We start from the raw sequence: 23,368 nt of genomic DNA, 5'->3' as shown, positions 1-23,368 counted from the left end.
CTGCTGCGCGTCGCGACTTGCGGCCTGCGATGCTCACCGTACTTCAGTACGGTTGCGCTTCTCGGCCACAATTCGCTTCCGCTCGCTACGATTGGATGCACCGTCGTCACGTTCGTTAAAAACGGTTAATTCTGACGTTTGTTGTACGTCATTCAATAGCGCCGCCTGATGTGAGTCAGGCGGCGTTTTTCATTGTGCGCCTTCCGCGCACGCTTGTGCCAGATCAAACGGCTGGGGTATCGGGCTTCTAAGATGGGCGACTCGTGCCCTGTGATGGCTGGCATATGATGCTCAAGGTGTGGCTGGAAATCGTGCAGCAGGCGGCGGCTGGCAGTGGCGCCTTGCTGATGACGGCCTTGAAGCAGGCTCAGGTAACTATAGCCCGGCGGCACGAAGGTGAGGAAGATGCAGCGGGCATCGTGTTGTTTGCCGAGGCCGATGCCGCGCTGCTGCAAGCACTGCCGGCACTGTGCTGCCATGCCCGCGTGCTGGCCATTGCCGCCTGCGGCCAGCCACCCAGCTGCGCGCAACAGCGCGCGCTGATGGCCGCCGGCGTGCTCGACGTGCTGCTGTGGCCGGCGGGCAGCGTCGATGCGGGCCCGGTGCTGGCGCGCCTGCAGCGCTGGCAAGCCGTGGCGCAGCTGCTGGCCTCCAGCGCCGTGCGCCGGCAACTGGTGGGCGACAGCGCCGCCTGGAGCGCCCTGCTGCTGCAGGTGGTGGAAATGGCCGCCTTCAGCCAGGCGTCGATGCTGATCACGGGTGAAACGGGCACGGGCAAGGATTTACTGGCGCAGCTGGTCCACCGCCTCGGCAACTGCAGCGGCGGCTTCATCGTCCTCGACTGCACCACCCTGTCGCCGGAACTGGCGGGCAGCGAACTGTTCGGCCATGAACGGGGCGCCTTTACGGGCGCGGCGGCCGCGCGCGACGGCGCTTTTGCCCTGGCGGACGGCGGCGTGCTCTTCCTCGATGAAGTGGGTGAATTGCCGCTGCCGCTGCAGGCGCAGCTGCTGCGCGCCATCCAGGAGCGCAAATACAAGCGCGTGGGCGGCAATACCTGGCAGCCAACCCAGTTTCGCCTCGTCTGCGCCACCAACCGCGAACTGGAAGACGAAGTGGCGCGCGGCGCCTTTCGCGCCGACCTGTATTACCGCATCGCCGGCTGGCGTTGCCAGACGCCGCCCCTGCGCGAGCGCCAGGACGACATCCTGCCGCTGGCCCGGCATTTCCTCGCCGAACTGGCGCAACAAGAGCCGCCGCCGCTGGACGCCGCCGTGCTCGAATATCTGCTGCTGCGCGATTATCCGGGCAATGTGCGCGAACTGCGCCAGACCGTCACGCGCATCTGGCACCGCCATTGCGGCCCCGGCCCCATCACCATCGGCGCCCTGCCGCCCGAGGAACGGCTGCTGGCGCCGGCCTGGCCCGACCAGCATTTCGAGGCGGCCGTGCGGCGGGCCCTGGCCCAAGGCTGCAAGCTGTCGCACATCACACGCTGCGCCGCCGACGTGGCCATCCGCCTGGTGCTGGCCGAGGAACACGGCAACAACCAGCGCGCCGCCGCCCGCCTGGGCGTGACGGACCGCGCCCTGCAGATACGCCGCAAGGCGGCCGCCTGCACGGCGCAAGCCGCTACTGCCGCGTCACCGCTGGCCACGCCAGCCGCCCTGTGATCTGTCTCACGCCAGCCCCGCCAGCCGCAAAAAATTGCCGCCCGTGATCAGCGCCGCATCCAGCGGCGGCAAGCCCAGCAAGTGAATCTTGTGCAATTCCAGCCCCGGATGCAACCAGGGGCCATCCGAGCCGAACAAGACCTTGTGCGGCCCGGCACGGCGCACGGCCTGTTTCAGCAAATCAAAGCGGCGCACGCCCGAGCTGTCCGTATGGATGTTGCGGTGGCGTACCAGATGGTCGATCAGCGCCAGCTGGGCCGCCCAGTCGTCGCCGAAACTGCCCAGGTGGGGCAGGATGAAATTGACGTCGGGATACTGCTGCGCCAGCAGTTCGGCCACGGCCACCTCGCCGGCCGGGTCGTACAGCACGGGCAGACCGAAGAAACGGGCCGCGTCGCACACTTCGCCGCTGATACGCGCGTCAAAGCGGTGCGCCTTGATGCCGACAAAACCATAGCGTTCGACGGCCGTGCGCACCAGGTCCATGATGCGGCCCCGGTCGCGCCGCGCATGCACGAAGGCAAAGCCATAAAAACGCTGCGGATCGGAAGCGGCCAGGCGCGCCACGCCGTGGTTGGCAATCGCATAATCGGAGTGGAAGGCGGCGAACAGCACGCTGCGGGCGATGCCGGCCGCCCGGGCGCGGCGCAAATAAGCATCAAGCGGCGCATCGCTGTCCCACGGCCCGTTCAAGCCGTCGCCCGGTCCCGCATGGCAGTGACAGTCGATGACCAGCGCCATGCCCGCCTCCCTGCGCTCAGTTCCAATCGCCCATGACGACGATGCGGTTGCCGCGCCGGCGCCAGCGCCCGCTTTCCTCTTCCTGCTGCGGCGCAGGCGAGCGGAAATGCGGCAATTGCTGATGCAAGGCCCGCGTCAGCGCACTCTCGATGGCGCGCGCACTGCCATCGCCGTCGGCCGCCAGACGGGCCGCCTGCCCCGCGATGCGCACGAAGCGGCGCGCCATCTGCAGTTTGCGGTCGGCCGGCGCCTCGGCTTCCATTTCCAGCTCCAGCGCATCGCTGGCCGCGCGCCCCAGGGCCGAACCGAGCGCCGTACCCACGCCCGGTATCGGTATCATCGAACCGAGAGCGCCGCCGACGAAGGGCAAGGCCGTCTTGGCCACGGCCTTCAAGGCGCCGCCCAGGGGCTTGGTCACCTTGGCGATAGTCGAGCCCACTTTCTTGACGCCCTTCCACACGCTCTTGAAGACATTGCCGAGAAACTGCTCCAGCTCCTCTTCGCTGGTCACTTCCAGCAATTCCATGGCCAGCTGCAGTTCCTCCTCTTCGCTCAAGACGGCCGGCGCCGCCCCCTTGCCGGGCCAGTCCGGGCCGAATTCCAGCACTTCAAACGCGGCGCCGGCCCGCTGCCGGCATTGCGCGCATGCGCATTCGAGTTGGTGCATGATGCTCTCCTTCGCAATGATCAAGGCGTGGACGCCAGGTCCACATTCAGCTCCACATTTCACCGAGCACGGCCAGTTCCAGTTCGCGCCGCTGGTTGGTCAGCACGCCGCGCTGGTTGGCGAACATGTCGTCGTGGATGCGCTGCTCGATGCGGCGCCGCTGCGCCGCCGAGGACAGGGGCGCCACATACACCTGGTGCCCGCTCAGGTCCACGCCCATCATCTGGCCGCACAGCCGGTGCTGCAGCAGGCGCCGGTGCAGGTCATCCGTCTGGCCGCTGTAGGCGCGGCGGCGCCCGCCCGCATCGAATTCGATCACATACAGGCCCGGCCCCCGGCCATTCGGATCGCGCAAGGCATTGGCCAGCGTCCCCAGCGCCAGGTAATTGAGGGCGGCCGCTTCCGGCACCCGGCCCATGGTGCCGGCCAGGGTCGGCGGGATCTCGCCCTGCTGCTGGCCGTCGTCCTGCCCCTGGTCCTGCCCTTGGTCCTGGTCAGGTTCCGGCTCCTGCTGGTCTCCAAACGCGGGTTCCGCCACGGGATAGGGTGCCGGATAAAGCGTGGGATAGATGGCCGGATAGCCGCCCCAGCCCCGGTAGCGCGGCGGCAGGTAGGGCAAGAGCGGCGGCGCGGGGCGCGGGGGCCGACGCGCCGGATTCGCCTGGTAGCGCGGCGGCATGGGGCGGCGCGGGCCGCGCAGTGGGGGCCGCGCGCGCACGCCGCCGCCATAGCGCCCGCTGCCGGGCCGCCAGCGCTCGCCCTCCCACTCGGACTCGGATTCCCCCTCCTGCGCCCACTCCTGCTCCTGCTCCCACTCGTACTCACCTGCCGCTCCCGCTTGCCCCGCAAAGGGCAGCATTTCAAACGCGTCGTTCATATCGCCTCCTCGTGTGATGTTCAAGCAAATTCATCGCCTGCTCCAGTTGCCCGGGCGTCTGATCGGCCCGCAGCAGAAAAGTCAGCGCCCCGGGACCTTCCCCCGCTTGCGCCAGCGCCAGCACGCCCGCCGCCCGCAAGGCCGGCTGCAAGTGGGCGCGTCCTGGCAGGCGCTGCACGGGAAAGCTGCCGCCCCGGCAAGCGATGCCGGCCGCCGCCATCCCGCCGCGCCATTGCGCCACCCTGTCCGCCAGCCTAGCGCGCAAGGCGTCGCCGTGGCGCGCATTGAGCGCCATGGCACGCCGCGCCGCCGCCAGCACGGCGGCCGACGGCGGACTGGCATGCACGCGCGTCTGGCTGTGCGCCGCAAAGCGCTGCAACAGGCCGCCGCTGCCCGCCAGCACGGCCAGCGGCACGCCAAAGCCCTTGGCCAGCGAGGCGCCGACGATCAAATGGCCGCCCGCTTCGTCGCAAGCGCCCTGCAAGCCGTGCAGCCGCGCCGAGCCGCCGCCTTGCGCGCCCGCCACACCCAGCACCTGTGTGTCGTCCAGCAGCAGATAGCCGCCGCCCTGGCGCGCCAGGGCCGCATAAGCGGCCAGCGGCAAGACCTGGTCGCTGCCCGGCACATAGCCGTCGGCCAGGATCAACGGACGCCGCCCCTGCCTGCCCCAGGCCGCCGCCAGGCGCCGCAGCGCCGCCACATCGCCGCTGGGAAACAAGCGCAGCGGCAAGCCCAGCGCCTGCGCCCGCTCGGCGCCCCAGCGCGCGATGGCATAGCTGCCGCCATCGACGAGGATCACCAGCCGCTCGGCAGCCAGCATGCCGAACAGGTCCCAGAACAGGTGCAAGGTCGACGGCAGCACGCAGGCGGCCTCGCAGCCTTGCAACGCAGCCAAGTCCGCGGCCAGCGCCTGCGCGCCGGGCGGCTCCTGCAGCGCGGCCGGCTGGCCCAGGGTCAGGCTGCTCCACGGCGCCAGCGAGGCCGCCGGATGGCGCATGCCCAGGTACAGGGCACTGGTAAAGTCGAGCATGCACGCGCCCCGCTCCCGCCCTAGACGCTGCGCAACTGCTGGCTCAGGCGCTGGCGCAGCAACACCGAAGGCATCGTCGATTCGACCACCGGGTCGCTGCTGTCGACGGACAGATCGACCCCGGTGGCGGCGCGGTAGCCGTGGATATAGCCCTGCACTTGCGGCCGCCAGAAGCGCGCCCAGTTGAATGCCTGCGTGGGTTCATAGATATCGCTCCAGTTGCCGTAGCGCACGGAGAGCAGCAATTGCTCGCCAAAGATGGCCAGGTTACGGAAATGCATGACGCTCGTGTCCGTCCAGCCCTGCAGTTTCTTCATGGCGTCGACCCTGTCCATCCACGGTTCCGGATACGCGACCATCACGCGCGTGGGCAAAAATTCGCGGAATTCGGGCCGCGCCAGCATCCATTGCTGCATCAGCATCTCGATGCGCGCCGTCGACGGCAAGTCGCCGAACTGGTTGTGCGCGCCCTGCGACAGGATCAGGTGGATCTCCTTGAGTGCATTCAGCACCGGGAAGGCATCCGCCTTCACGGTGGTGTCGTCATCCTGCTTGTAGAACGAGGTCAGCAGGCGCAGCAAGTGGTGGAAGGCCTCCAGGAATTTGGAGCGGCTGTCGGCTGGCCGGAAGTGCTGCACTGCCTTGCCGTCCAGGCGCACACCGTAGTGATGGTCATACTCGTAGTTCCGGCGCATCACGGTCAGCCGGTGCTGTTCATCCTGCGTGTATCCCCACAGTAAATTATTCAGCGGACGCAGCATGTCGATTTCCGTGTTCGACAAAGGATCGAGATGGTTGCCCGGCGCGCGCAGGTTCTGGAAGCGCTGCGCGATGGCGTTCATGGTCTGCACCAGCATGCCTTCTTCATGCCAGTACGACCAGATCAGTTCCAGCAGGCAGGGATTGGCCAGCTTTTCCTGGATGATGCCAAAGCACAGGTCGACCTCGCCTTCCTGGCCGCGCGGGATGCTGATGGGGATGTCGGGCAGCTTGCGGCGGATCACGGCCAGGTAGGGCAAGGTCTGGAAGCCGTCGATGTTTTCCAGGTAATCGTTGCGCAGCACGGTTTCCAGGTCGCGCCCTTGCGGTATGTCGCGCCGGTCCAGATAGGCGTTGTCCTCGGCCGGATTGAAGGCCAGCGGTTGATTCAGCACGCCGCAATTGACCATCACGAACGCTTCCGTCGCCACTTTCAGCACGCGGTAGGAATCGGCATCGGAAAACGGCAGCGCGCGGCGCTGCTTGAGCTGCTGGAACATGTCGGCCTTTTTCACGAAGCGTTCCTGCTCGAAACCCCGTACGCTGGCCAGGTCGCCGCAAAACAGGCTGTCCATGAAATGCAGGTAGTTGGTAAACGACATCGCCTCGGTACTGTTGCGTATCAGGGTCCACAGCGGCAAGTCTTCCGTCGGCTCCGTTTCCGTGCGCGTCAGCGACACGCCCACGTTGCCCGTGATGGGCTGCGGCTGGCGCTCTTCCGTCTCGTATTCCGCGTCGAGCGCCAGCATGGCGTGCGGGCTCAGCCCTTCCGGCACGGGCAAGGCGTTGCGCAGTTCGGGACGCTGCGACAGCATCATCTGTCCCATGAAGCGGTGCATGCCGGCGCGCCGCACTGGCGTGGAAAACGCGTTCGGCGTACCGCGCATGGGCACCCACGGCGCGGCGGCCAGCAGTTGCACCTGGTCGCGCCCGTCGGCGCTCTGATCGCCGTCAAACGAGACGGTGGCGATGGCGCGGTCGCCCACCCTGCCGAACTGACAGTCGCTGGGATGGCAGTCGGCCGTTTCAAACGCCAGCGTCACCTGCGGGTTGAGTTGGGGCGTGAAGCACAATACGGCGCTGCAGCCGGCCTGCACCGTCACGCACTGGGGCGCCGTGGCGGGGAAATTGCCATACACCCCCACGTAACTGCCCGTCATCAGGTCGGTAAACACGGTGCCGCCACGCCCATCCGTCCAGCGCACGCCCACCAGCATGGCGGGATCAGGCACCCAGGTGGCGGCATTGAAGTTGTGGCAATCCGCCTCGGCTCCCCGGTACAGGCTGATGGCGGCATTGACGACCATGGCCCCGCTGTCCTGCTCGTGTACGGTGACCGCGATGCTGCCGCCGTGGTGTTTCGGACCCGCCTGGCCCGCCCCTCTGCTTTTGCTGCTCATCTTGCTGCTCATGTCGTTCTCCTCAATGGATAATCAAACGGGATGCCAGGGGCGGCAGCAACCTGCCGGACTGGCGGCCATGCCGCACGACGTCGGCGCACAGCTCCGACGTGTCCAGGGTGCTGCGCAAGGCCCAGTGGGTCAGCAAACGCCCCAGCAGCTCGCTTTCGTCTTCCGGACTCAAGGTACCGCTGGCGCGCGCCTGGCCCAGCACGGCGAACACCAGGGTCGGCGCGGCCTGGTACATCTGCGCCGGCGCCAGGGTCCAGCTGCGAAACAGCTGCGCCAGCATGGCGGGCTGGCGCGTGTGCACGGCCATGGCTTCGACCAGCGAGCCGCCGCGCAAGGCCGGTGGTCGGTGCTGCACCAGCAAGCCCACGAGGGCCGCCATGCTGGCCTGCAGCTGCTCCAGCAGCCGCTGCCGGGCCGGCGGCAGGCCGGTCAGCGGGTAGTACGACAGCCACAGCTGCTCCAGCCGGTCCCATTGCGGATGCGGATACAAGGCCCGTCCCATGGCACAGCTCAGGCGCACCCGCAGCCATGGCACCGGATGGGGATCGTCGATATTGAGGCGGAAGACAAACACGCGCGGCAGGCTGACCACGCCGATCAGGCCCAGGGTGGCGGCCACGCCGACCCGCGCCAGCGACCAGAAGTCGGCCACGATCTCGGAAATCCACCGCTCCCACAACTGCCACACGTGCACCAGACCGCTGCCGCCGTGCTGCATGGCTTGCAGCACGGGCCGCAAGGACGCCACCAGGTCCAGCAGCGCCGCGCCCTGGTGGCCCACCTCGTGCACCAGCGACGAAGCGATGCTGCTGCCGATCATGCGTTCGCGCGGCAGGCGGATGATGGCGACGGGATTGTCGCCGCCGCCCGGCAGGCGCGTGCGCGCGCGGCGGATGGCGGCGCCCGGTCCCCGGTCCAGGTAGCAGATCACGGGCGGCGCCTGGTACACATTGCCGGGCAGCGCCAGCGCATCGGCGGCAACGATGTCGAGACCGGCCAGCCACACGCCCGTCTTGTGCTCGCTGCGCTGCGTGATGACTTCGTTGAACAGGTCGAACTGGGTCAGCGCGGCATTGAATTTCAGGCGCAGAAAGGTGAAGCGGCGCTGCGCCTCGGCGGCAGTGGCCATGCTGGCGCCATCGGCGTGCTCGCGCCGCAGCCAGTGCTGGAACTGGGCGACCATGCGCCGCAATTCACGCCGGCCCTGCACCAGCTGGCTTTCGATGGCCGACTGGGCGCTGGGCATCAGGGCGGCCGCCAGCACCGTCGGCTCGATCAGCGCGAACGGTTCCAGCCGCGCCAGCCGCGTCAGCAGCGAGCGCGCCTCCTGCGCCAGCATCCAGGCAGCATAAGCGCCGATGGCCATGATGTCAGACGCCGTACAGGACGATCTTGTGGCCCTGGCGCGCCCAGCGCCCGCTGGAGGGGCGCATGCCCGCCGAGCCCCTTGCCGCGCCGCCCTGGGCCATGGCCCCGCCCGCAGCGGCGCCGCTGCCGTTCTGTGTGGCGACCTGGCTGCCGGGGCGGCCCAGCAGGCCGGGCGCGAACTGGCGCGCCGCCGCGCTGGCGGCCGCCTGGGCGATGGCGCGCGGGTCGCCCGAACCGCGTGCCTGCGCGGCGCGGTTGACCGTGTCGGCGGCCAGGCGCACGAACTGCTTGGCACCCTCGAATTCGCGGTCTTCGTTCGACGAGGCCTCCGCTTCCAGCCCCAGCGCATTGCCGGCGGCCGAGGCCAGGCCGCTGCCGATCTTGGCGCCCAGCGGGCCGCCGAAATAGCCGCCGATGGCGCCACCGGCCAGCGGTATCGCCTTTTTCGCTACGCCCTTGAGCACGCCGCCGATGGCTTGGCCCACGGGCGACTTGATGATGCCGCCCGCCACCGAGGCGGCCTTGCGCAGGAAATTGCCGAGGAACTGTTCCAGTTCGGCTTCATTGCTGACCGACAGCAGTTCATTGGCCAGTTCCATTTCCTCGGCTTCGGAAAACATGGCGCTCGCGCCACCCTCGCCGCTCCATTCGCCCTGGCCAAACTCGAACTGTTCCGCTTCAAAGCCGGACATCTCCTGCCCGTATTCCAGGGTCGTACGATCTAAGTCATGCATGATGAGCTCCTAAAAGTTAGCACCTCGGTTGACACTACAGCGCCGGACAGACTGGCCGTCCGGCTAACAATCGAGCACGACGATGTGCCCGCCCTCGCGGCGCCAGCGGCCACCGTCCGGTCCCGGCGCTTGCGCCGCCTGCCTGAGCAAGCCTGGCGCCACGCTGCGTGCCACTTGCAACAGGGCCGTTTCCACCCGCGCCCTGGGCGCGCGCGCACCCGTGCCGCCGTCCTGCGTCAGCGCCGTATTGACGGCATCGATCAGATGCACGACCTGGCGCGCCAGTTCGAATTCCTTGTCTTCCGGGCTCAATCCCTCCAGTTCCATGCCGAAGATGCCCGCAGCGCGCCGCTTGAGCGCCTGTGGCGAACCGCCATGCAGGGGCAGCAGGGGCGCCACCACCTTGCCCAGCAGCTGGCGCAGCGGCCCTTCCAGCGGCGTGCCGCGCACTTGCTGGCCCGCCGCGGTGGCGCCCAACTGGCGCGCCAGGAACGCGTCGAACTGGGACGGCGCCTGCAATTCCAGCAACTGCGCCGCCAGTGCCAGCTCATCTTCGTGCTGCAGGGACAGCACGCCCGGCGCTTCCGGCAATTCCATTTCGGGACGATAGGCGAGCAGGCGGCTGGTCATGACAGGCTCCGGTGAAAGGCGGGCGGGTGGTCCATGCCTCCCTGACGCAAGGGCCATGCCAGCCAAGTGCAGAGGGAAAAACGGGACGCGACGGCGAACGCCTTTTCGCCGATGCGATAAAAACCATGGTTTCCGGCGAAGCTGTTTTCGCCCTGTCCATGAGCTTTCAAACAAGCTTAATTAGAGGGAATTTATTACGTCGCCTATCGACCACAAGCAGGCGTTCGCGTAAAAATATTTTTCCATTTGTAAAAAATAAAGTTCATCAAAATACTATAAAAAATCACTTAACATCGGTCAAAAATGCATTAAATCGAAAAATAGACAAGACGCAAATGTTCTTTTGAGCACGCACTTTCAGTAGGCAGGCAATACAATAACGAGGTCAGAATTTGATTGCCACAAAGAAACTAAATGATCCATCCTACTTTGCGCCGCTTGCTGGCTGCTGTAACACTTCTGAGTTTGCTGAACGCCTGTGGTGGCGGTGGCGGCGACAGCCCGACCGCCACGGTGGCGCCGCCTGCGGACATGAAGCCGGGCGAGCCGGCAGTTCCCGCGGAAACCGTCCCGCCGCCCCCACTGACCACGCCACCGGCCGCGAAGGTGACGACATTTACGCGCCAGCAGGCGTCACGCTTCCTGGGCCGGGCCACGTTCGGGCCGAATATCGCGGCCATCGATGCACTGGCCGCCAGCGACAGCAACGCCTGGTTCCAGTACCAGTTTTCCAGACCACAAAGCTTGCATCGCAAATATCTCGATGCGAAATTTCCACCAGCGGACACGACGGCCAGCAAGGCCTTGCCTCAGAATTTTTATGAATCATTCTGGCAGCAGGCCGTAGGCGGCGACGACCAGTTGCGACAACGCACGGCGTTTGCCCTGTCGGAAATTTTCGTCATTTCCACGCAAAACGAAGCCGTGTGGCCGCACGTGCGCGGTGTTGCCAGCTATTACGACATGCTGGGACAACATGCTTTCGGCAACTTCCGCACCTTGCTGCAAGGCGTCGCCACGCATCCGATGATGGGTCTGTATCTGTCGCACCTGCGCAATCAGAAGGAATCGGCAACGCGTACCCCGGATGAGAATTTTGCCCGCGAAATCATGCAGTTATTTACGATCGGCCTGTATCAGCTGAACGCTGACGGCAGCTTGAAATTGTCCGGCGGCAAGCCCATCGATACCTACTCGCGCGACGATGTGAGCGGCCTGGCGAAAGTATTGACAGGCTGGAGCTGGGCCGGACCAGACCAGGCCGCTAACCGTTTCTTTGGCAGCGTGGCCGATCCGGACCGCGACTGGAAACCGATGCAGAATTACACGGCCTTCCATTCCACCGGAGAAAAACATTTCTTGGGAGTCAGTATTTCGGGCGCCACTACCGGCGAAGCCGACCTGGCGCAAGCCCTCGACACTCTGTTCAACCACCCGAATACAGGCCCCTTCTTCGGCCGCCAGCTGATCCAGCGGCTCGTCACCAGCAATCCCAGCCCCGCCTATGTGGGCCGGGTAGCGGCCGCGTTTGCCAATAATGGCGCTGGCGTGCGCGGCGACATGCAGGCGATGCTGCGTGCCGTGCTGCTCGATCCGGAGGCGCTGGCCCCGGCCGGCACAACCTTGCGTACGGGGAAATTGCGCGAACCGCTGGTACGCCTGGGCAACTGGATGCGCGCCTTTAACGCCAAGGATGCAGCTTCGCAATACCGCATCTATTACCTGAGCGATCCGCTCACGGGCCTGGGCCAGAATCCCATGAATGCACCCTCCGTCTTCAATTATTTCCGTCCCAGCTATGTCCCGCCCAATTCGCCGCTGGCCGCCGCCAGTCTGGTGGCGCCGGAAATGCAGATCACGGCAGAGCCGTCCGTCACCGGCTATCTGAACTTCATCCAGGACGCCATCAGCGGCGGCGTGGGAGAAAATGCCTCGGTGAAGGCGGACTATGCGGCCGAGCTGGCCCTGGCCGACCAGCCGGCAGCCTTGCTCGACCGCGTCGACCTGCTGCTCTTGGCCGGCAACATGTCGACCAAGCTGCGCGGCACCATCCTATCCACCGTCAATAGCGTGCCGATTCCGGCCGCCACCGGCAGCAATGCCGCACAGGTCAACCTCGCAAGAACCTACCGCGTACGCCTGGCCATCTTCCTGTCGATGGCCTCGCCTGAATACCTGGTCCAGAAATAAGGAAGCCGCATGTCCCATCTCCCCCCTTTTTCCCGCCGCCGCTTCCTCGGCTCCATGCTGAGCCTGGCCGGCAGCACGGCCGCGCCGTTCGCCCTCAACCTGGCAGCCATGGGCCAGGCTGCCGCCCAGTCGGCCGATGACTACAAAGCGCTCGTGTGCCTGTTCATGGCTGGTGGCAACGACGCCTTCAACACGGTGCTGGCAACCGACACATCGTCCTGGAATGAATACACGCGCCTGCGCAACACGGGCAGCAATGATTCGATCCACCTGCCCGCCGTCGGTGCAGCCGGTGGCGTGTTGCCCATCGTGCCGGCCACCGTGCAAGCGGGACGCAGCTTTGCCCTGCATCCCTCCCTCGTTCCGCTGAAAAGCCTGTTCGATGACGGCCGCGCCGCCGTCGTCGCCAATGTGGGCACCCTGATCCAGCCAGTTACCCTGGCGCAATATAAGGCGGGCGGCGTGGCCCTGCCGTCCAAGCTTTTTTCGCATAACGACCAGCAATCGACCTGGCAGTCGGGCCTGCCGGAAGGCGCCAGCGTGGGCTGGGGCGGACGTCTGGGCGACTTGCTTGGCGCGGGCAACAGCAACGCCATGTTCACGGCCGTATCCGCGGCATCGAACGCGCTGTTCCTGAGCGGACGCCAGGTGCGCCAGTTCCAGGTGGGCCAGGCCGGTGCGGTGCCGATTCGCAATATCGATCTCAGCGGCAGCCTGTTCGGCACGGCGCAGGGGCCGGCGGCATTGCGTGAAATCATCACGACGGCCGGCAGCGACCTGATGGAACAGGAACATGTGGCCACGATCGGGCGCGCCATCTCCAGCCAGAGCGTCCTCAGCGGCGCCATGCTGGCGGCCGGCGCGGGGGGCGTGCCGAATCCCCCGCCCTACGTCAATCCGAACACAGGCGCGTCCGGCGTCAATCCGCTGGCCGTGCAATTGCAGACGGTGGCGCGCATCATCGGCGGACGCGGCGCCCTGGGGGTGAAACGGCAAGTATTTTATGTGACCCTGGGCGGCTTCGACACGCATGACCGGCAAAAGGCGCTGCATGCCGACCTGATGGCCCGGCTGGCCCATGCGCTCGCCTACTTCGACACGACCCTGGCGGCCCTGCAGGGCGCGGATCTGCGGCGCCAGGTGACGACCTTTACGGCGTCGGACTTCGGCCGCACCTTCAGCAGCAACGGCGATGGCACGGATCACGGCTGGGGCGCGCACCACTTTGTCGTGGGCGGCGCCGTCAAGGGCCGCGACATCTACGGCACCTTCCCCGTCACGGGCCTGGGCCATGAGCTGGACGTCGGTTCCGGCGCCCTGCTGCCGACCACCTCCGTCGACCAGTACGGCGCCACGCTGGCCAAGTGGTTCGGCGTGGCCGACAGCCAGCTGGCCGAGGTGTTCCCGAACATCGGCAACTTCAGCCGGCGCGACCTGGGGTTCATGACGACAACTTAACCATTGACGGCGATCACCAGCGTGACGACGTAGCCATCCGTGGCATTGCCCGTCACCGTGGCCATCTGCAGGCTGGTGCCGTCGCTGAAGACATTGTCGCTGGCATAGCTGATCTGCGCCAGGTTGCGCACGCTGGCCGTGTAGCCGCTGGCCGTGTAGGCCTCATTCAACGTTGCCATTGGAAAAGTGAACTGCGAGGTCTTGATGCGGTTCGAGGCAGAGGCTGCCTTGGCCAGGCTGGGATAGACCTCGACATGCACGTGCGGCATGCGCCCCGCATAGCAGCCGGGAAAGATCGTCGTGAAGCTGAGGTTGCCGGCGCTGTCCGTTTCCTGCACGCCGCGCAGGTAATTTTGCGCCGTCACGCCGCTCGAATACAGCGAATACAGGCCGTCGCGGTCGCAATGCCATACATACACGGCGTAACCGGCCAGGCTGGCGCAGCTGCCGCTGGCGTTAAGCAACTGCAGCTTGATGGTGAGCGGCACACCCGCCGCCACACCCGTGGCGCCATTAAAACTGGCGCGGATATCGCTGCGCACGACACCCGACTGGTTCAGCACGTTAATGATGCTGCCGCCATAGGTGTTCGTGCCATCGGCAGGATACGGCCCGCCCGTTTCCTCGGGAATCACTGTGCATGCGCCCGTGCTGGGTGTCGTGACCCCAGCGGCGGCGCTGCCTGCCGCCGCGCCGCTGGCGTCCGACCCGCCGCCGCAGCTCATCAGGGGCAAGGTGGCGGCGCCGGCCAGCAGCCAGCGCAGCACCTGTCGCCGCTCGGCCGCCTGTTGCCGCATCATTTCGAGGTCGGATGCCAGACCGTGATCATGTAGTTCCATAGATATTCCATCAAGTGGGGCAAGCCCGCCAAGGCGGGATTCAGGCTGGCGCACAGGTACAGCGCCTGCGTCGCATGGCGCGAGAGCGCTTGCAAGCTGCTGCCCGGACGCAAGGCATGGATGCGCATGCTGGCTCTCCCTGCGCTCGCGCCTGCCGCTTACTCGGAGCGCCGGAGGTCGCGCGGACCCTGGCGGCTGTCGTGCCGCTGCAGCGCCTGCTGGCGCTGTGCCGCCGTCAGCACGGCCAGCAATTGCTGCTCCAGCCGCGCATGCTGCAAGCTGATCTTCGCCATGGCTTGCGCCGCCGTGTTCGCCAGCGCGCTGGCTTGCGCATCGTCGTAGGCGCTGGAGGCGGCCAGTGCGCGCAGCTGCTCGTGGGCCTTGAAGGCGATCTTTTCCTGTTCCCGCAGCAAGGGCGTCTGGGCGTAGGTGGCGGCAAAAATTTTATCCTGCTGCGCTTCGCTCAGCTCGATGCCATGCAGGAACGGCGGCAAGCCTGGCGCGCCGGGTCCGCCTGGGCCGTGACCGAAGCCGGACGGCGGCCCCGGCATGGCGCGCGGCGGCGGGCCGGACGGCGCAGCTTCCTGCTGGGCCAGGGCAACGAGCGGCATGCTGCAGGCGCACAACAGCAACAGGGATACGGCGATACTCAAGTATTTCATCGGGCGTTCCTTTCGTGGAGATCAGCGCTGATTGTCGGCGTCTGGCGTGTAAAGCAACGTCAGGGCCGCGTAAAAGCGTGTAAAGGAAGCTGCGCAAATGTAAGCGGACGTATGTAAAAGCGGGTAAAAGGGCCCTGAGCCGCGCCTGTTGACTGCTATCATCGGGCGATATTCACCCGAAAAAAGCACAGGCATGAGCAAGGTTTTGTTAATCGATGACGACGTGGAACTGGTCGGCATGTTCCAGGAATACCTGACGCAGGAAGGTTTCGATGCCCGCGCCGTGCATGACGGCGAAAGCGGCGCGGCCGAGGCGCTGACGGGCCTGTACGCCATCGCCGTCCTCGACGTCATGATGCCGCGCATGAATGGACTGGAAACCCTGCGCCGCATCCGCGCCGGCAGCAACCTGCCCATCCTGATGCTGACGGCGCGCGGCGACGATACGGACCGTATCGTGGGTCTGGAGCTGGGCGCCGACGATTACGTGACGAAACCGTGCACGCCGCGCGAGCTGACGGCGCGCATCCGCGCCATCCTGCGCCGCGCGCAGGCGGCGCCGCACGACAGCTCGGGTCTGGCGCCGCTCACCGTAGGGCAACTGACGATGTGGCCGGAACAGCGCCGCGTTTCCTGGGCCGGCGCGCACCTGGAGCTGACGAGCACGGAATTCAACTTGCTGGAAGTGCTGGTGCGCCATGCGGGCAAGCCCGTCAGCAAGAATCAATTATCGGAACTGGGTCTGGGCCGTCCCATGGCCCGCTTCGACCGCAATATCGACGTGCACTTGAGCAGCCTGCGCCGCAAACTGGGCAGCCTGGCCGATGGCCGCTCCTGCCTGCAGACCGTGTACCGTCTCGGCTACCAGCTGATCAAGGAGTAAGCGTGGGCCGTCTGTTCTGGAAGTTTTTTCTGTGCATCATGCTGGCGCAAGTGACCGCCACCATCGGCATCGGCGGCACCTTCTGGCTGAAAAACCGGGCGGCACAGCAGGAGCGGGCCCTCGACATCGACACCAGTCCGCCCGCGCAAATGATCATCGAAGCCGCCAGCGCCACGCTGGAAGCGGGCGGCAGCCAGGCCTTGCGGCAATTCCTGGGCAAGCTCGAGCGCATGCGCGTGTTTGCTGTCGATGCGCGCGGACACGAACTGATGGGCCGCGCGGTGCATCCCGCCATGCTGGCCAAGGCGCGCGCCATGCTGGAGCAAAGCCAGGTCCATCCCGTCGTGCGCACGGTCACCGGCAGCGACGGCCAGCGCTATCTGCTGTTCCTGCCCTCGTCCGAACGCTTCCGCAATGCCGAGGCAGGCGCCGCGCGCGACACGCTCAACGCCGTCGCCATGAGCGGCCCGCGCGCCATGGGAGCCGGTCCACGGTCCCACGAAGCAGGCACTGCGCCGCCACGCGGCGAATTCGGCCGCGGCCCGCCCCCGCGCATGGACACGCCCTACCGCACCTTCATTCCCCTGGGGGCGGCCATCGCCGCCAGCCTGCTGTTTTCTTTCCTGCTGGCCTGGTATTTTGCGCGCCCCATCCGCGACCTGCGACAAGCGTTCGAGGCCGCCTCGCACGGCAATCTGGCGCCGCGTTTTCACGCCAGCGGCAAGCGCGGCGATGAACTGACGGACCTGGGCCGCGATTTCGACCGCATGACGGGCCGCTTGCGCAGCCTCATGGATAGCCAGACACGTCTGCTGCATGACGTCTCGCACGAGTTGCGCTCGCCGCTGGCGCGCCTGCAGGCCGCCATCGGCCTGGCGCACCAGCAGCCGGAAAAGATGGCCGCCTCGATGCAGCGCATCGAACGCGAAAGCGAACGCATGGATAAACTGATCGGTGAACTGCTGACGCTGTCACGGCTGGAAGCCGGCGCCGGGCAAACGGGAGCCGGGCACATGCACAGCGAAGACGTCAGCATCGCCGACCTCGTGCACGACATCGTGGACGACGCCCGCTATGAGGCCCGGGCACGCCAGTTGAACGTCGAACTGGCGGGCGATGCGGCCATGCCCGACGCCAGCGTCACGGGCCAGCCAGAATTGCTGGCGCGCGCCGTGGAAAATGTGGTGCGCAACGCCGTCAAGCACAGCCCCGATGGCGGCACGGTGGAAGTGGAACTGTCGCGCATGTCCGACTGGCTGCGCATCGCCGTGCTGGACCGGGGCCCCGGCGTGGCTGGCGCGGACCTGGCGCGCATTTTTGAACCGTTCTTCCGCGCCAGTAATACCCAGCACAGCACGGATGGACACGGCCTGGGCCTGGCTATCGCCCGGCACGTCATCAATGCCCATGGCGGCCGCATCGGGGCCAGCTTGCGCAGCGGTGGCGGCTTGTGCGTGGAAATGTTGTTGCCTGTCAAAACGCCAGGCTGACCTGTCGGCGAGCCTGGCGCGTGGATGTGTTGTTACGCCAGCGTATCGATGATGCTGCCCAGCGTGGACGAGGCGGACTTGGCGGGACTGGCCGCCGTGTCAGCACTGCTGGCCGTTTGGGCATCGCCTTGCGCCGCCTTCTGCGCGGCCGCCGCCTGTAGCTGGGCGATTTGCGCCTGCAAGGCCTGAATTTGCTGCGCCAGCTGCTGCTGCAGCTTTTGCGACGCGTCCGTCTGCTCGCCCTTCTGCGACTCCGTCAACTGTTTTTGCGCCGCCGTGATCTGCTTTTGCAGCGCCGCGATCTGCGCACTGCTGCCCGCACTGGCGCTGCCGGCCGCGCCGACTGTACCGCCTGCGCTGCCGGAACCGATTGCCGCTACCATATTGCCTCCCTGATTATTCAACACCTTATTATCGGCGCGCAAGGTACTCAATACAGGGCGGCAAGTGTAAAGGCGGGTAAAGCCATGTAAAGACGCCGCGCGCACCATCCAATTGCACACCAGCAAGAAAAACTGGCACACTGGCGCTTCCTGCCTTGACCACGATCCATGATGATGACGCCCCTGCTGCCCGCCCTGCCCGACCTCGTGCCCCGCCAACGCTGCGGCGTGATCGAGTTTCCCGTCCACCACATGCGTGGCGGCACATCGACGGGCCTGGTCTTGCACGGGGCCTGCGTGCCGGCCGAGCAAACGCTGCGCGAGGAATTGCTGCGCCACCTGATGGGCGTGCCCCAGTCCGGCCGGCAGCCGGGCAACCGGCAAATCACGGGCCTGGGTCGGGGCACGCCCACCAGCAATAAAGTCTTCCTCGCCGAGGTGGAACAGCATGCGGGCCAGCCGCGCCTGGTCAGCACCCTGGCCCAGCTGGCTGGCGAACACGGCGATATCGACTGGAGCGTGAACTGCGGCAATATGTCGTCCGCCCTGCAACTGTGGGGACTGGACAGCGGCGTGATCGAGGCACTGGCCATCGGCGCGCACGATATCGATATCCGCAACACCAACACGGGCGTCATCACCACCTCGCGCATGGCGCGCGAACGCGACGGCAGCTTTACGGCCGCCAGCATTCCTGGCGTGACCGGCAACTTCCCCCGCGTGGACCTGTTCCTGCGGCAGCCGGCAGGCGCCAAGACGGGCAAGTTATTACCAACAGGCAATGCGCAGGATGTGGTGCACGGTTATGTGGTCTCTTGCGTGGATGTGGCCGTGCCCATGGTCATCGCGCCAGCGAGCCAGTTCGGCAAGACGGCGCACGAGTCCATCGCGGAACTGGAAGCGGACACGGCTTTCATGCAGGCGATCCGCCAGGTGTGGAGCGCGGCGGGTCTGCTGATGGGCTTGCGCAAGCGCGATGGCGGCTTGATGACGTTGGCGGAACTGGAACGCAGCGAAACCATCCCCAAGTTCTGCATCGTGGGGCCGGCGGCGGGAGAGGGAAATATTGCTGTGCGCTACTTTACGCCGCAATCGGGCCACGCTTCGCTGGCCGTCTCGGGCGGCTGCTGCCTGGCGGCCGCTTGCCTGATACCGGGCACGGTGGCGCATGCGCTGGCGCGCGGCGTGCCGCCAGTCAAGCAAGCGGAAACAGAGATGGAACTGGGCCTAGCCAACCCGGCCGGCATCCTGGACACCACCATCGTGGCGCGCCAGGACGGGGTGACGGGCAACATCGCCATCGACGGCGCGGCCTACCGGCGCAGCGCGCAAATCTTGCTGCGCGGCCATGTTCCCCTGTACCAGCCGTCAACCGCGCTGAAGGCGTGGCTGCTGAAACAGATTTAAAGCAGGACTGGCGCCCCGCCCGTTCAGGCAATCAATCAGGTCTTCGGCAATGTCACGCCGACCTGGCCCTGGTATTTGCCGCCGCGGTCCTTGTACGAGGTTTCGCACACTTCATCGGATTCGAAGAACAGCACTTGCGCCACGCCTTCGTTGGCGTAGATTTTCGCCGGCAACGGTGTCGTATTCGAAAACTCCAGGGTCACATAGCCTTCCCATTCCGGTTCGAACGGCGTGACGTTGACGATGATGCCGCAGCGCGCATACGTGCTCTTGCCCAGGCAAATCGTCAAGACGTTGCGGGGAATGCGGAAATATTCCACGGTACGGGCCAGCGCGAACGAGTTCGGCGGGATGATGCAATAGCCCTTGCCCGACACATCGACGAAGTTATTCGCGTCAAAATCCTTGGGATCGACGATGGTGGTGTTGATGTTGGTAAACAACTTGAACTCGTCGGCGCAACGGATGTCATAGCCATAGCTGGAGGTGCCGTAGGAAACGATGCGGTTGCCGTCGCGTTCCTTGACCTGGCCCGGTTCGAACGGCTCGATCATGCCCGTTGTTTCCGCCATGCGGCGTATCCATTTATCGCTTTTAATCGTCATCGCAGCAGTATCTTTCTAGAATATCGAATGGCTGGGGCGGCGCGCCTGGTGCAGGCGCGGCCCGAATGGCAGGATTTTACGCGAAAATCCGCCGCTGTTGGCCCCCATCCCCTGAAAATCCTTGGCGGAAGGCTATTGTTTCGCCAGCAATGCCGTGATCATCTCGCGCACCACTTGCGCCGTCAGTTCCGGGTTTTCCATGGGAAACAGATGGCCGCCCGGCACCTGGCGGAAAAACTTGCCGACCAGCTTGCGCGTGGCCGTCAAGCCCGCCTGGCGGCATTCCACCGATTCCGTGCCGCCGATAAAGCCGATGGGCACGGGCAAACCATCCTTGACGAGGCCGCCGATATGGTGCGGCAAGCTGCGGTAGACCTGCGTTTCCACTTCGCGCGTAAAACGCAGCTGCACCCCGTCCGGATGGGGAGCCAGGCCGCTGTCGATGTAATCGCGCAAGACTTGCGGCGCCCAGATGGCGAACATGTCCTTGGCCGCGAAGTGTTCATATGCGGCTTGCGCATCGGGCCACAGCTTGCGCCGCCTGGCGGAAAAACGCGAGGGGGAAAACCGCTCGCCCAGCGCCGTGTTGCGCGCCAGGCGCACCAGCAAGGCGCGCCAGCCCGCCACCACGGGAGAATCGAGCAAGACCACGCAACGCACCAGGTCGGGCCGCTGCTTGGCCACCATCACGCTGAGCATGCCGCCCAGCGAATGGCCGACGAGGATCACGGGCGCGCTGTAGCGGCGCTCCAGGTCGTCGATGTACTCGCGCACCAGCTCGGGCCAGCCCGTGCTGACGGGGTAATCCGGATCGTGCGCATGCATGTCGAGCGCCTGCACGGTGTAGTGCTGGCCCAGCAAGCCGAACAGCTTGCGGTAGGTGCCGGCAGGGTAACTGTTGGCGTGGGCAAAGTGCAGTTGCGGGAGGGTCATCGTGGGACGAGGCCGGTGAATGCGATAGGCAATTGTAATGGCACGCCGGCAAGACGGATCAGAGGAAGACCTCTAATTTGCGAGCTGGCAGCGGGCGCGCTGGCGCCATGCCGGGCACGAACGAGGCCAGTACTTCGCCCAGCTCAGCGTTGGAATCGACCACGCAAAAAGCATCGTCAAACGCATGGTGACGGTTCATGGGATTGCGCACGACGATGCATTCCAGCCCGGCCGCCCTGGCGGCGCGCAAGCCGCGCGGCGAATCTTCCACGGCCACGCAGTCGGCGGCGGCCAGGCCCAGGCGCTGCAAGCCCAGCTGGTAGCCGTCGGGCGCCGGCTTGCTTTCGCCATACATTTCGCGCGTCAGCACGAAGTCGAAGTGGCTGAGCAAGCCCGTGGCCGCATGGCTGATGCGGAAATGCTGTTCGTAGGCACTGGTGACCACGCCCATGGCCACGTGCGGGCGCAGCGCCGCCAGCACTTGCCCGATGCCGGGGATGGCCAGCTGGCCCGCCTGGCGCAGGCGTTGCGCAAACAGCACGGTGCGCTCGGCCCGCAGGCGCTCGACCAGTTCGATGGCATGGCCCTGCCCCAGCAGCAGATGCCAGGCGCCATAGTTATTGTCCAGGAACCAGTCAAAGAATTGCTTCGGCGTCAGCTCTATGCCATAAGGCAAGAGCAAGTCGCGGTTGCTTTCGTAAAACAGCTGTTCGGTATCGACCAGCACGCCATCGTTGTCCCACAGCACGCCCCGGATGGTTTTCATGGCTTGTTGTCGTTCAAAAACTTACTTGAAGAAGATGTCGTAGGACAACTTCACGATCAGCAGCACCAGCAGCACGAGGAAGAGGATGCGCACGAAGGCGGCGCCGCGGCGCACGGCGATCCAGGTGCCCGTCAGGGCGCCCAGGATGTTGCACACGGCCATGGGCGCCGCCACCGCATACACGACGTGGCCAGCGGGAATGAAGAAGGCCAGCGCGGCCACGTTGGTGGCGATATTCACCAGTTTCGAGCAGGCCGAGGCGAGGATGAAATCGAAGCCGAAGACGCGGATGAACAGGAAAATCAAAAAACTGCCCGTGCCCGGCCCGAACAGGCCGTCATAAAAGCCGATGGCGCCGCCGATGACGATGGCGAGGATGCGCTCACGGGGGCCGATGGGGCGCGCTTCGCGCGTCGTGCCGAAATCCTTCTTGATGAAGGTGTAGATGGCCATGATGATGATCAACACCAGCACCATGGGGCGCACCACCTGCTGCGGCACGTAGGACACGGCGGCCGCGCCGATGAAGGACATGACGAAGGCGCTGGCCACGGCGGGCAGCACCAGCAGCCACGGGATGTGCACCTTGCCGACAAACGAGCGGGCGGCAAACGTGGTGCCGCAGGCGGACGCCAGCTTATTCGTGCCCAGCAAGGAGGTCGACGCCATGTTCGGCATCAGGTTGAACAGGGCCGGCAGCTGTATCAGCCCGCCCCCGCCCACGGCGGCATCGATCAGGCCGGCAAAGAAGGCAAATAAACACAGCAGCGAGATGGTCAGCATGATAGGCAATATGGAATGGGCGACAGCGGCAGTATAGGCGTCAGACACTTTTTCCGATGCAACTTCAAATTGCGGAAAACGCAATCAGGCGTAACGCTTGACGGAATGCGCCCCATGCGGTCTACTGGCCTCTTTTGCCGGGAGTGACGCGATGTCGATGAAACTGATGTGGGAGATCCGCGCCTTTTGCACCGTGGTGGAAAAGCGCAGCTTCATCCATGCGGCGCGCATGCTGGGACGCTCGCCGTCGGCCGTCACGCGCGCCATCCAGTTCCTCGAAGACGCCATCGGCGCCGAGCTGATCCTGCGCACGCAAAAGCAGTTCACCCTGACGACGGCCGGCGAGACCTATTACGCGTCGGCCAGGCACTTGCTGGAAACGCAGGCCGAGGCGGAAGAGCAGCTGGCAGAGCTGAGCAACTCGCCGCAAGGCTGGGTACGCCTCTCGGCGCCGGAAATTTTGTCGCTGGGCTTCCTGCCGAAAGTGGTGGCGCAATTTTCGCGCGACTATCCGAACGTGTCCGTGGACATCCATTTCTCGGACAAATCGATCGACCCCATCCAGGAAAAGCTCGATTTCGCCATCCGCGGCGCCTTCCCCCAGTCGAGCGAGCTGATCGGCTATCCCCTGTGGAATTACCGCCGCTACATGTACGCCTCGCCCGACTATATCGCCCGCATGGGCGCGCCGGACGAACCGGAAGAGCTGGCCGGCCACGACGTCATCATGCACTCGGCCCCCCGCATCCTGCGCGACTGGCATTTCGTCTCTGCCACGCGCAACGTACGCTACCAGGTGCAGCCCCGTTTCCGCTTCACTTCCGGCATCGCCACCTTTCAGGCGGCCCTGGAAGGCGCCGGCATCGTGCGCCTGGCCAGCTGGCTGGCCGAGCCGTTTGTCGCCGCCGGCACCTTGCGCCGGGTCTGCACGGCATACCGGCTGACGTCATCTAAGGAGCTGGACCCGAGCATCCATGCCGTGTATGGCACGTCGAGGATGGCCAAGGGGGCCCGGCTGTTTCTGGAATATGTGCGGCAGCGAGGGCTGGAAATACCCGATGAACGGGCAAGTTAGCAT

At 65.7% G+C, this 23,368-nt stretch carries 24 protein-coding genes; 8 read left to right on the top strand and 16 right to left on the bottom strand.

Features of this window, described 5'->3' with window-relative positions:
* The first annotated feature begins 284 nt into the window (after nucleotides 1-284).
* Nucleotides 285-1,673 carry a sigma-54-dependent transcriptional regulator gene (locus OX462_RS11870; protein ID WP_409028481.1) on the top strand — a complete coding sequence of 463 codons (1,389 nt, stop codon included), beginning with the start codon at nucleotides 285-287 and terminating at the stop codon, nucleotides 1,671-1,673.
* Between the two features lie 6 nt (nucleotides 1,674-1,679).
* Here OX462_RS11870 and OX462_RS11865 read toward each other — a convergent pair whose 3' ends face one another.
* From OX462_RS11865 to OX462_RS11830, 8 genes are all read right to left on the bottom strand, one after another.
* Nucleotides 1,680-2,414, bottom strand: coding sequence for an amidohydrolase family protein (locus OX462_RS11865; RefSeq protein WP_409028480.1), 735 nt, complete (start codon nucleotides 2,412-2,414; stop codon nucleotides 1,680-1,682).
* 16 nt (nucleotides 2,415-2,430) lie between these two features.
* Nucleotides 2,431-3,081 (bottom strand): hypothetical protein, encoded by a 651-nt coding sequence (locus tag OX462_RS11860; RefSeq protein WP_409028479.1) that lies wholly within the window; start codon nucleotides 3,079-3,081, stop codon nucleotides 2,431-2,433.
* Between the two features lie 46 nt (nucleotides 3,082-3,127).
* The gene (locus OX462_RS11855) at nucleotides 3,128-3,958 is read right to left on the bottom strand and encodes a hypothetical protein (protein WP_409028478.1); all 831 of its coding nucleotides are present in this window, start codon (nucleotides 3,956-3,958) and stop codon (nucleotides 3,128-3,130) included.
* Nucleotides 3,942-4,988 (bottom strand): aminotransferase class I/II-fold pyridoxal phosphate-dependent enzyme, encoded by a 1,047-nt coding sequence (locus OX462_RS11850; protein ID WP_409028477.1) that lies wholly within the window; start codon nucleotides 4,986-4,988, stop codon nucleotides 3,942-3,944. Before OX462_RS11850 ends, OX462_RS11855 begins: the two co-directional genes overlap by 17 nt.
* Before the next feature lie 20 nt (nucleotides 4,989-5,008).
* Nucleotides 5,009-7,159, bottom strand: coding sequence for a hypothetical protein (locus tag OX462_RS11845; protein WP_230506706.1), 2,151 nt, complete (start codon nucleotides 7,157-7,159; stop codon nucleotides 5,009-5,011).
* Between the two features lie 10 nt (nucleotides 7,160-7,169).
* A complete protein-coding gene (locus OX462_RS11840; RefSeq protein ID WP_373632156.1) occupies nucleotides 7,170-8,462 on the bottom strand; it encodes a hypothetical protein in 1,293 nt (430 codons plus the stop codon).
* Nucleotides 8,463-8,529: 67 nt separating this feature from the next.
* Nucleotides 8,530-9,261, bottom strand: coding sequence for a hypothetical protein (locus tag OX462_RS11835; protein ID WP_071654456.1), 732 nt, complete (start codon nucleotides 9,259-9,261; stop codon nucleotides 8,530-8,532).
* 63 nt (nucleotides 9,262-9,324) lie between these two features.
* A complete protein-coding gene (locus OX462_RS11830) occupies nucleotides 9,325-9,891 on the bottom strand; it encodes a hypothetical protein (protein WP_070224459.1) in 567 nt (188 codons plus the stop codon).
* A 26-nt stretch (nucleotides 9,892-9,917) separates the two neighbouring features.
* Here OX462_RS11830 and OX462_RS11825 point away from each other — a divergent pair, with 26 nt between their 5' ends.
* The 3 genes from OX462_RS11825 (at nucleotide 9,918) to OX462_RS11815 (ending at nucleotide 13,539) form a co-directional block, all read left to right on the top strand.
* Nucleotides 9,918-10,238 carry a hypothetical protein gene (locus OX462_RS11825; RefSeq protein ID WP_409028476.1) on the top strand — a complete coding sequence of 107 codons (321 nt, stop codon included), beginning with the start codon at nucleotides 9,918-9,920 and terminating at the stop codon, nucleotides 10,236-10,238.
* 67 nt (nucleotides 10,239-10,305) lie between these two features.
* The gene (locus tag OX462_RS11820) at nucleotides 10,306-12,081 is read left to right on the top strand and encodes a DUF1800 domain-containing protein (protein WP_409028475.1); all 1,776 of its coding nucleotides are present in this window, start codon (nucleotides 10,306-10,308) and stop codon (nucleotides 12,079-12,081) included.
* A 9-nt stretch (nucleotides 12,082-12,090) separates the two neighbouring features.
* Complete coding sequence (locus OX462_RS11815; protein WP_070291603.1) at nucleotides 12,091-13,539, top strand: DUF1501 domain-containing protein; 1,449 nt, start codon at nucleotides 12,091-12,093, stop codon at nucleotides 13,537-13,539.
* Here OX462_RS11815 and OX462_RS11810 read toward each other — a convergent pair.
* The 3 genes from OX462_RS11810 to OX462_RS11800 are packed head-to-tail and all read right to left on the bottom strand — an operon-like array spanning nucleotide 13,536 to nucleotide 15,040.
* Nucleotides 13,536-14,378 (bottom strand): dioxygenase family protein, encoded by an 843-nt coding sequence (locus tag OX462_RS11810; protein WP_070310891.1) that lies wholly within the window; start codon nucleotides 14,376-14,378, stop codon nucleotides 13,536-13,538. The two genes, OX462_RS11815 and OX462_RS11810, sit on opposite strands and share 4 nt — an antisense overlap.
* Nucleotides 14,336-14,506, bottom strand: coding sequence for a hypothetical protein (locus tag OX462_RS11805; RefSeq protein WP_162995707.1), 171 nt, complete (start codon nucleotides 14,504-14,506; stop codon nucleotides 14,336-14,338). The genes OX462_RS11810 and OX462_RS11805 overlap by 43 nt, the downstream gene beginning before the upstream one ends.
* Nucleotides 14,507-14,536: 30 nt before the next feature.
* Nucleotides 14,537-15,040, bottom strand: a complete 504-nt coding sequence (locus OX462_RS11800) for a Spy/CpxP family protein refolding chaperone (RefSeq protein ID WP_070291601.1) — start codon at nucleotides 15,038-15,040, stop codon at nucleotides 14,537-14,539.
* 193 nt (nucleotides 15,041-15,233) lie between these two features.
* Between OX462_RS11800 and OX462_RS11795 the strand changes: the two genes are divergently transcribed.
* Nucleotides 15,234-15,923 (top strand): response regulator transcription factor, encoded by a 690-nt coding sequence (locus OX462_RS11795; protein WP_070291600.1) that lies wholly within the window; start codon nucleotides 15,234-15,236, stop codon nucleotides 15,921-15,923.
* A 2-nt stretch (nucleotides 15,924-15,925) separates the two neighbouring features.
* Nucleotides 15,926-17,413, top strand: coding sequence for a sensor histidine kinase (locus tag OX462_RS11790; RefSeq protein ID WP_409028474.1), 1,488 nt, complete (start codon nucleotides 15,926-15,928; stop codon nucleotides 17,411-17,413).
* Nucleotides 17,414-17,445: 32 nt separating this feature from the next.
* On the opposite strand, the gene OX462_RS11785 is transcribed toward OX462_RS11790, so the two are convergent.
* Nucleotides 17,446-17,796, bottom strand: a complete 351-nt coding sequence (locus OX462_RS11785; RefSeq protein WP_409028473.1) for a FlxA-like family protein — start codon at nucleotides 17,794-17,796, stop codon at nucleotides 17,446-17,448.
* 168 nt (nucleotides 17,797-17,964) lie between these two features.
* Between OX462_RS11785 and OX462_RS11780 the strand changes: the two genes are divergently transcribed.
* Complete coding sequence (locus tag OX462_RS11780) at nucleotides 17,965-19,203, top strand: PrpF domain-containing protein (protein WP_409028472.1); 1,239 nt, start codon at nucleotides 17,965-17,967, stop codon at nucleotides 19,201-19,203.
* Between the two features lie 35 nt (nucleotides 19,204-19,238).
* On the opposite strand, the gene dcd is transcribed toward OX462_RS11780, so the two are convergent.
* The 4 genes from dcd to OX462_RS11760 all read right to left on the bottom strand — a co-directional run bounded on the left by dcd (nucleotide 19,239) and on the right by OX462_RS11760 (nucleotide 22,290).
* The gene (gene dcd, locus OX462_RS11775; RefSeq protein WP_034755486.1) at nucleotides 19,239-19,808 is read right to left on the bottom strand and encodes a dCTP deaminase; all 570 of its coding nucleotides are present in this window, start codon (nucleotides 19,806-19,808) and stop codon (nucleotides 19,239-19,241) included.
* A 132-nt stretch (nucleotides 19,809-19,940) separates the two neighbouring features.
* Complete coding sequence (locus tag OX462_RS11770) at nucleotides 19,941-20,741, bottom strand: alpha/beta fold hydrolase (protein WP_230506714.1); 801 nt, start codon at nucleotides 20,739-20,741, stop codon at nucleotides 19,941-19,943.
* A gap of 58 nt (nucleotides 20,742-20,799) precedes the next feature.
* Nucleotides 20,800-21,507 carry an HAD family hydrolase gene (locus OX462_RS11765; RefSeq protein ID WP_409028471.1) on the bottom strand — a complete coding sequence of 236 codons (708 nt, stop codon included), beginning with the start codon at nucleotides 21,505-21,507 and terminating at the stop codon, nucleotides 20,800-20,802.
* A 21-nt stretch (nucleotides 21,508-21,528) separates the two neighbouring features.
* Entirely contained in the window at nucleotides 21,529-22,290 is a 762-nt protein-coding gene (locus tag OX462_RS11760; RefSeq protein ID WP_034756294.1) for a sulfite exporter TauE/SafE family protein, read from the bottom strand.
* Between the two features lie 151 nt (nucleotides 22,291-22,441).
* On the opposite strand from OX462_RS11760, the gene OX462_RS11755 reads away from it, so the two are divergent.
* Nucleotides 22,442-23,365, top strand: a complete 924-nt coding sequence (locus OX462_RS11755; protein ID WP_409028470.1) for a LysR family transcriptional regulator — start codon at nucleotides 22,442-22,444, stop codon at nucleotides 23,363-23,365.
* Nucleotides 23,366-23,368: the final 3 nt, after the last annotated feature.

It is taken from the genome of Janthinobacterium aestuarii, assembly GCF_046113285.1.
Classification (GTDB): domain Bacteria; phylum Pseudomonadota; class Gammaproteobacteria; order Burkholderiales; family Burkholderiaceae_D; genus Janthinobacterium.
Note: the sequence above shows the minus strand (reverse complement) of the source record. Positions and strands in the feature narration are given on the sequence as shown.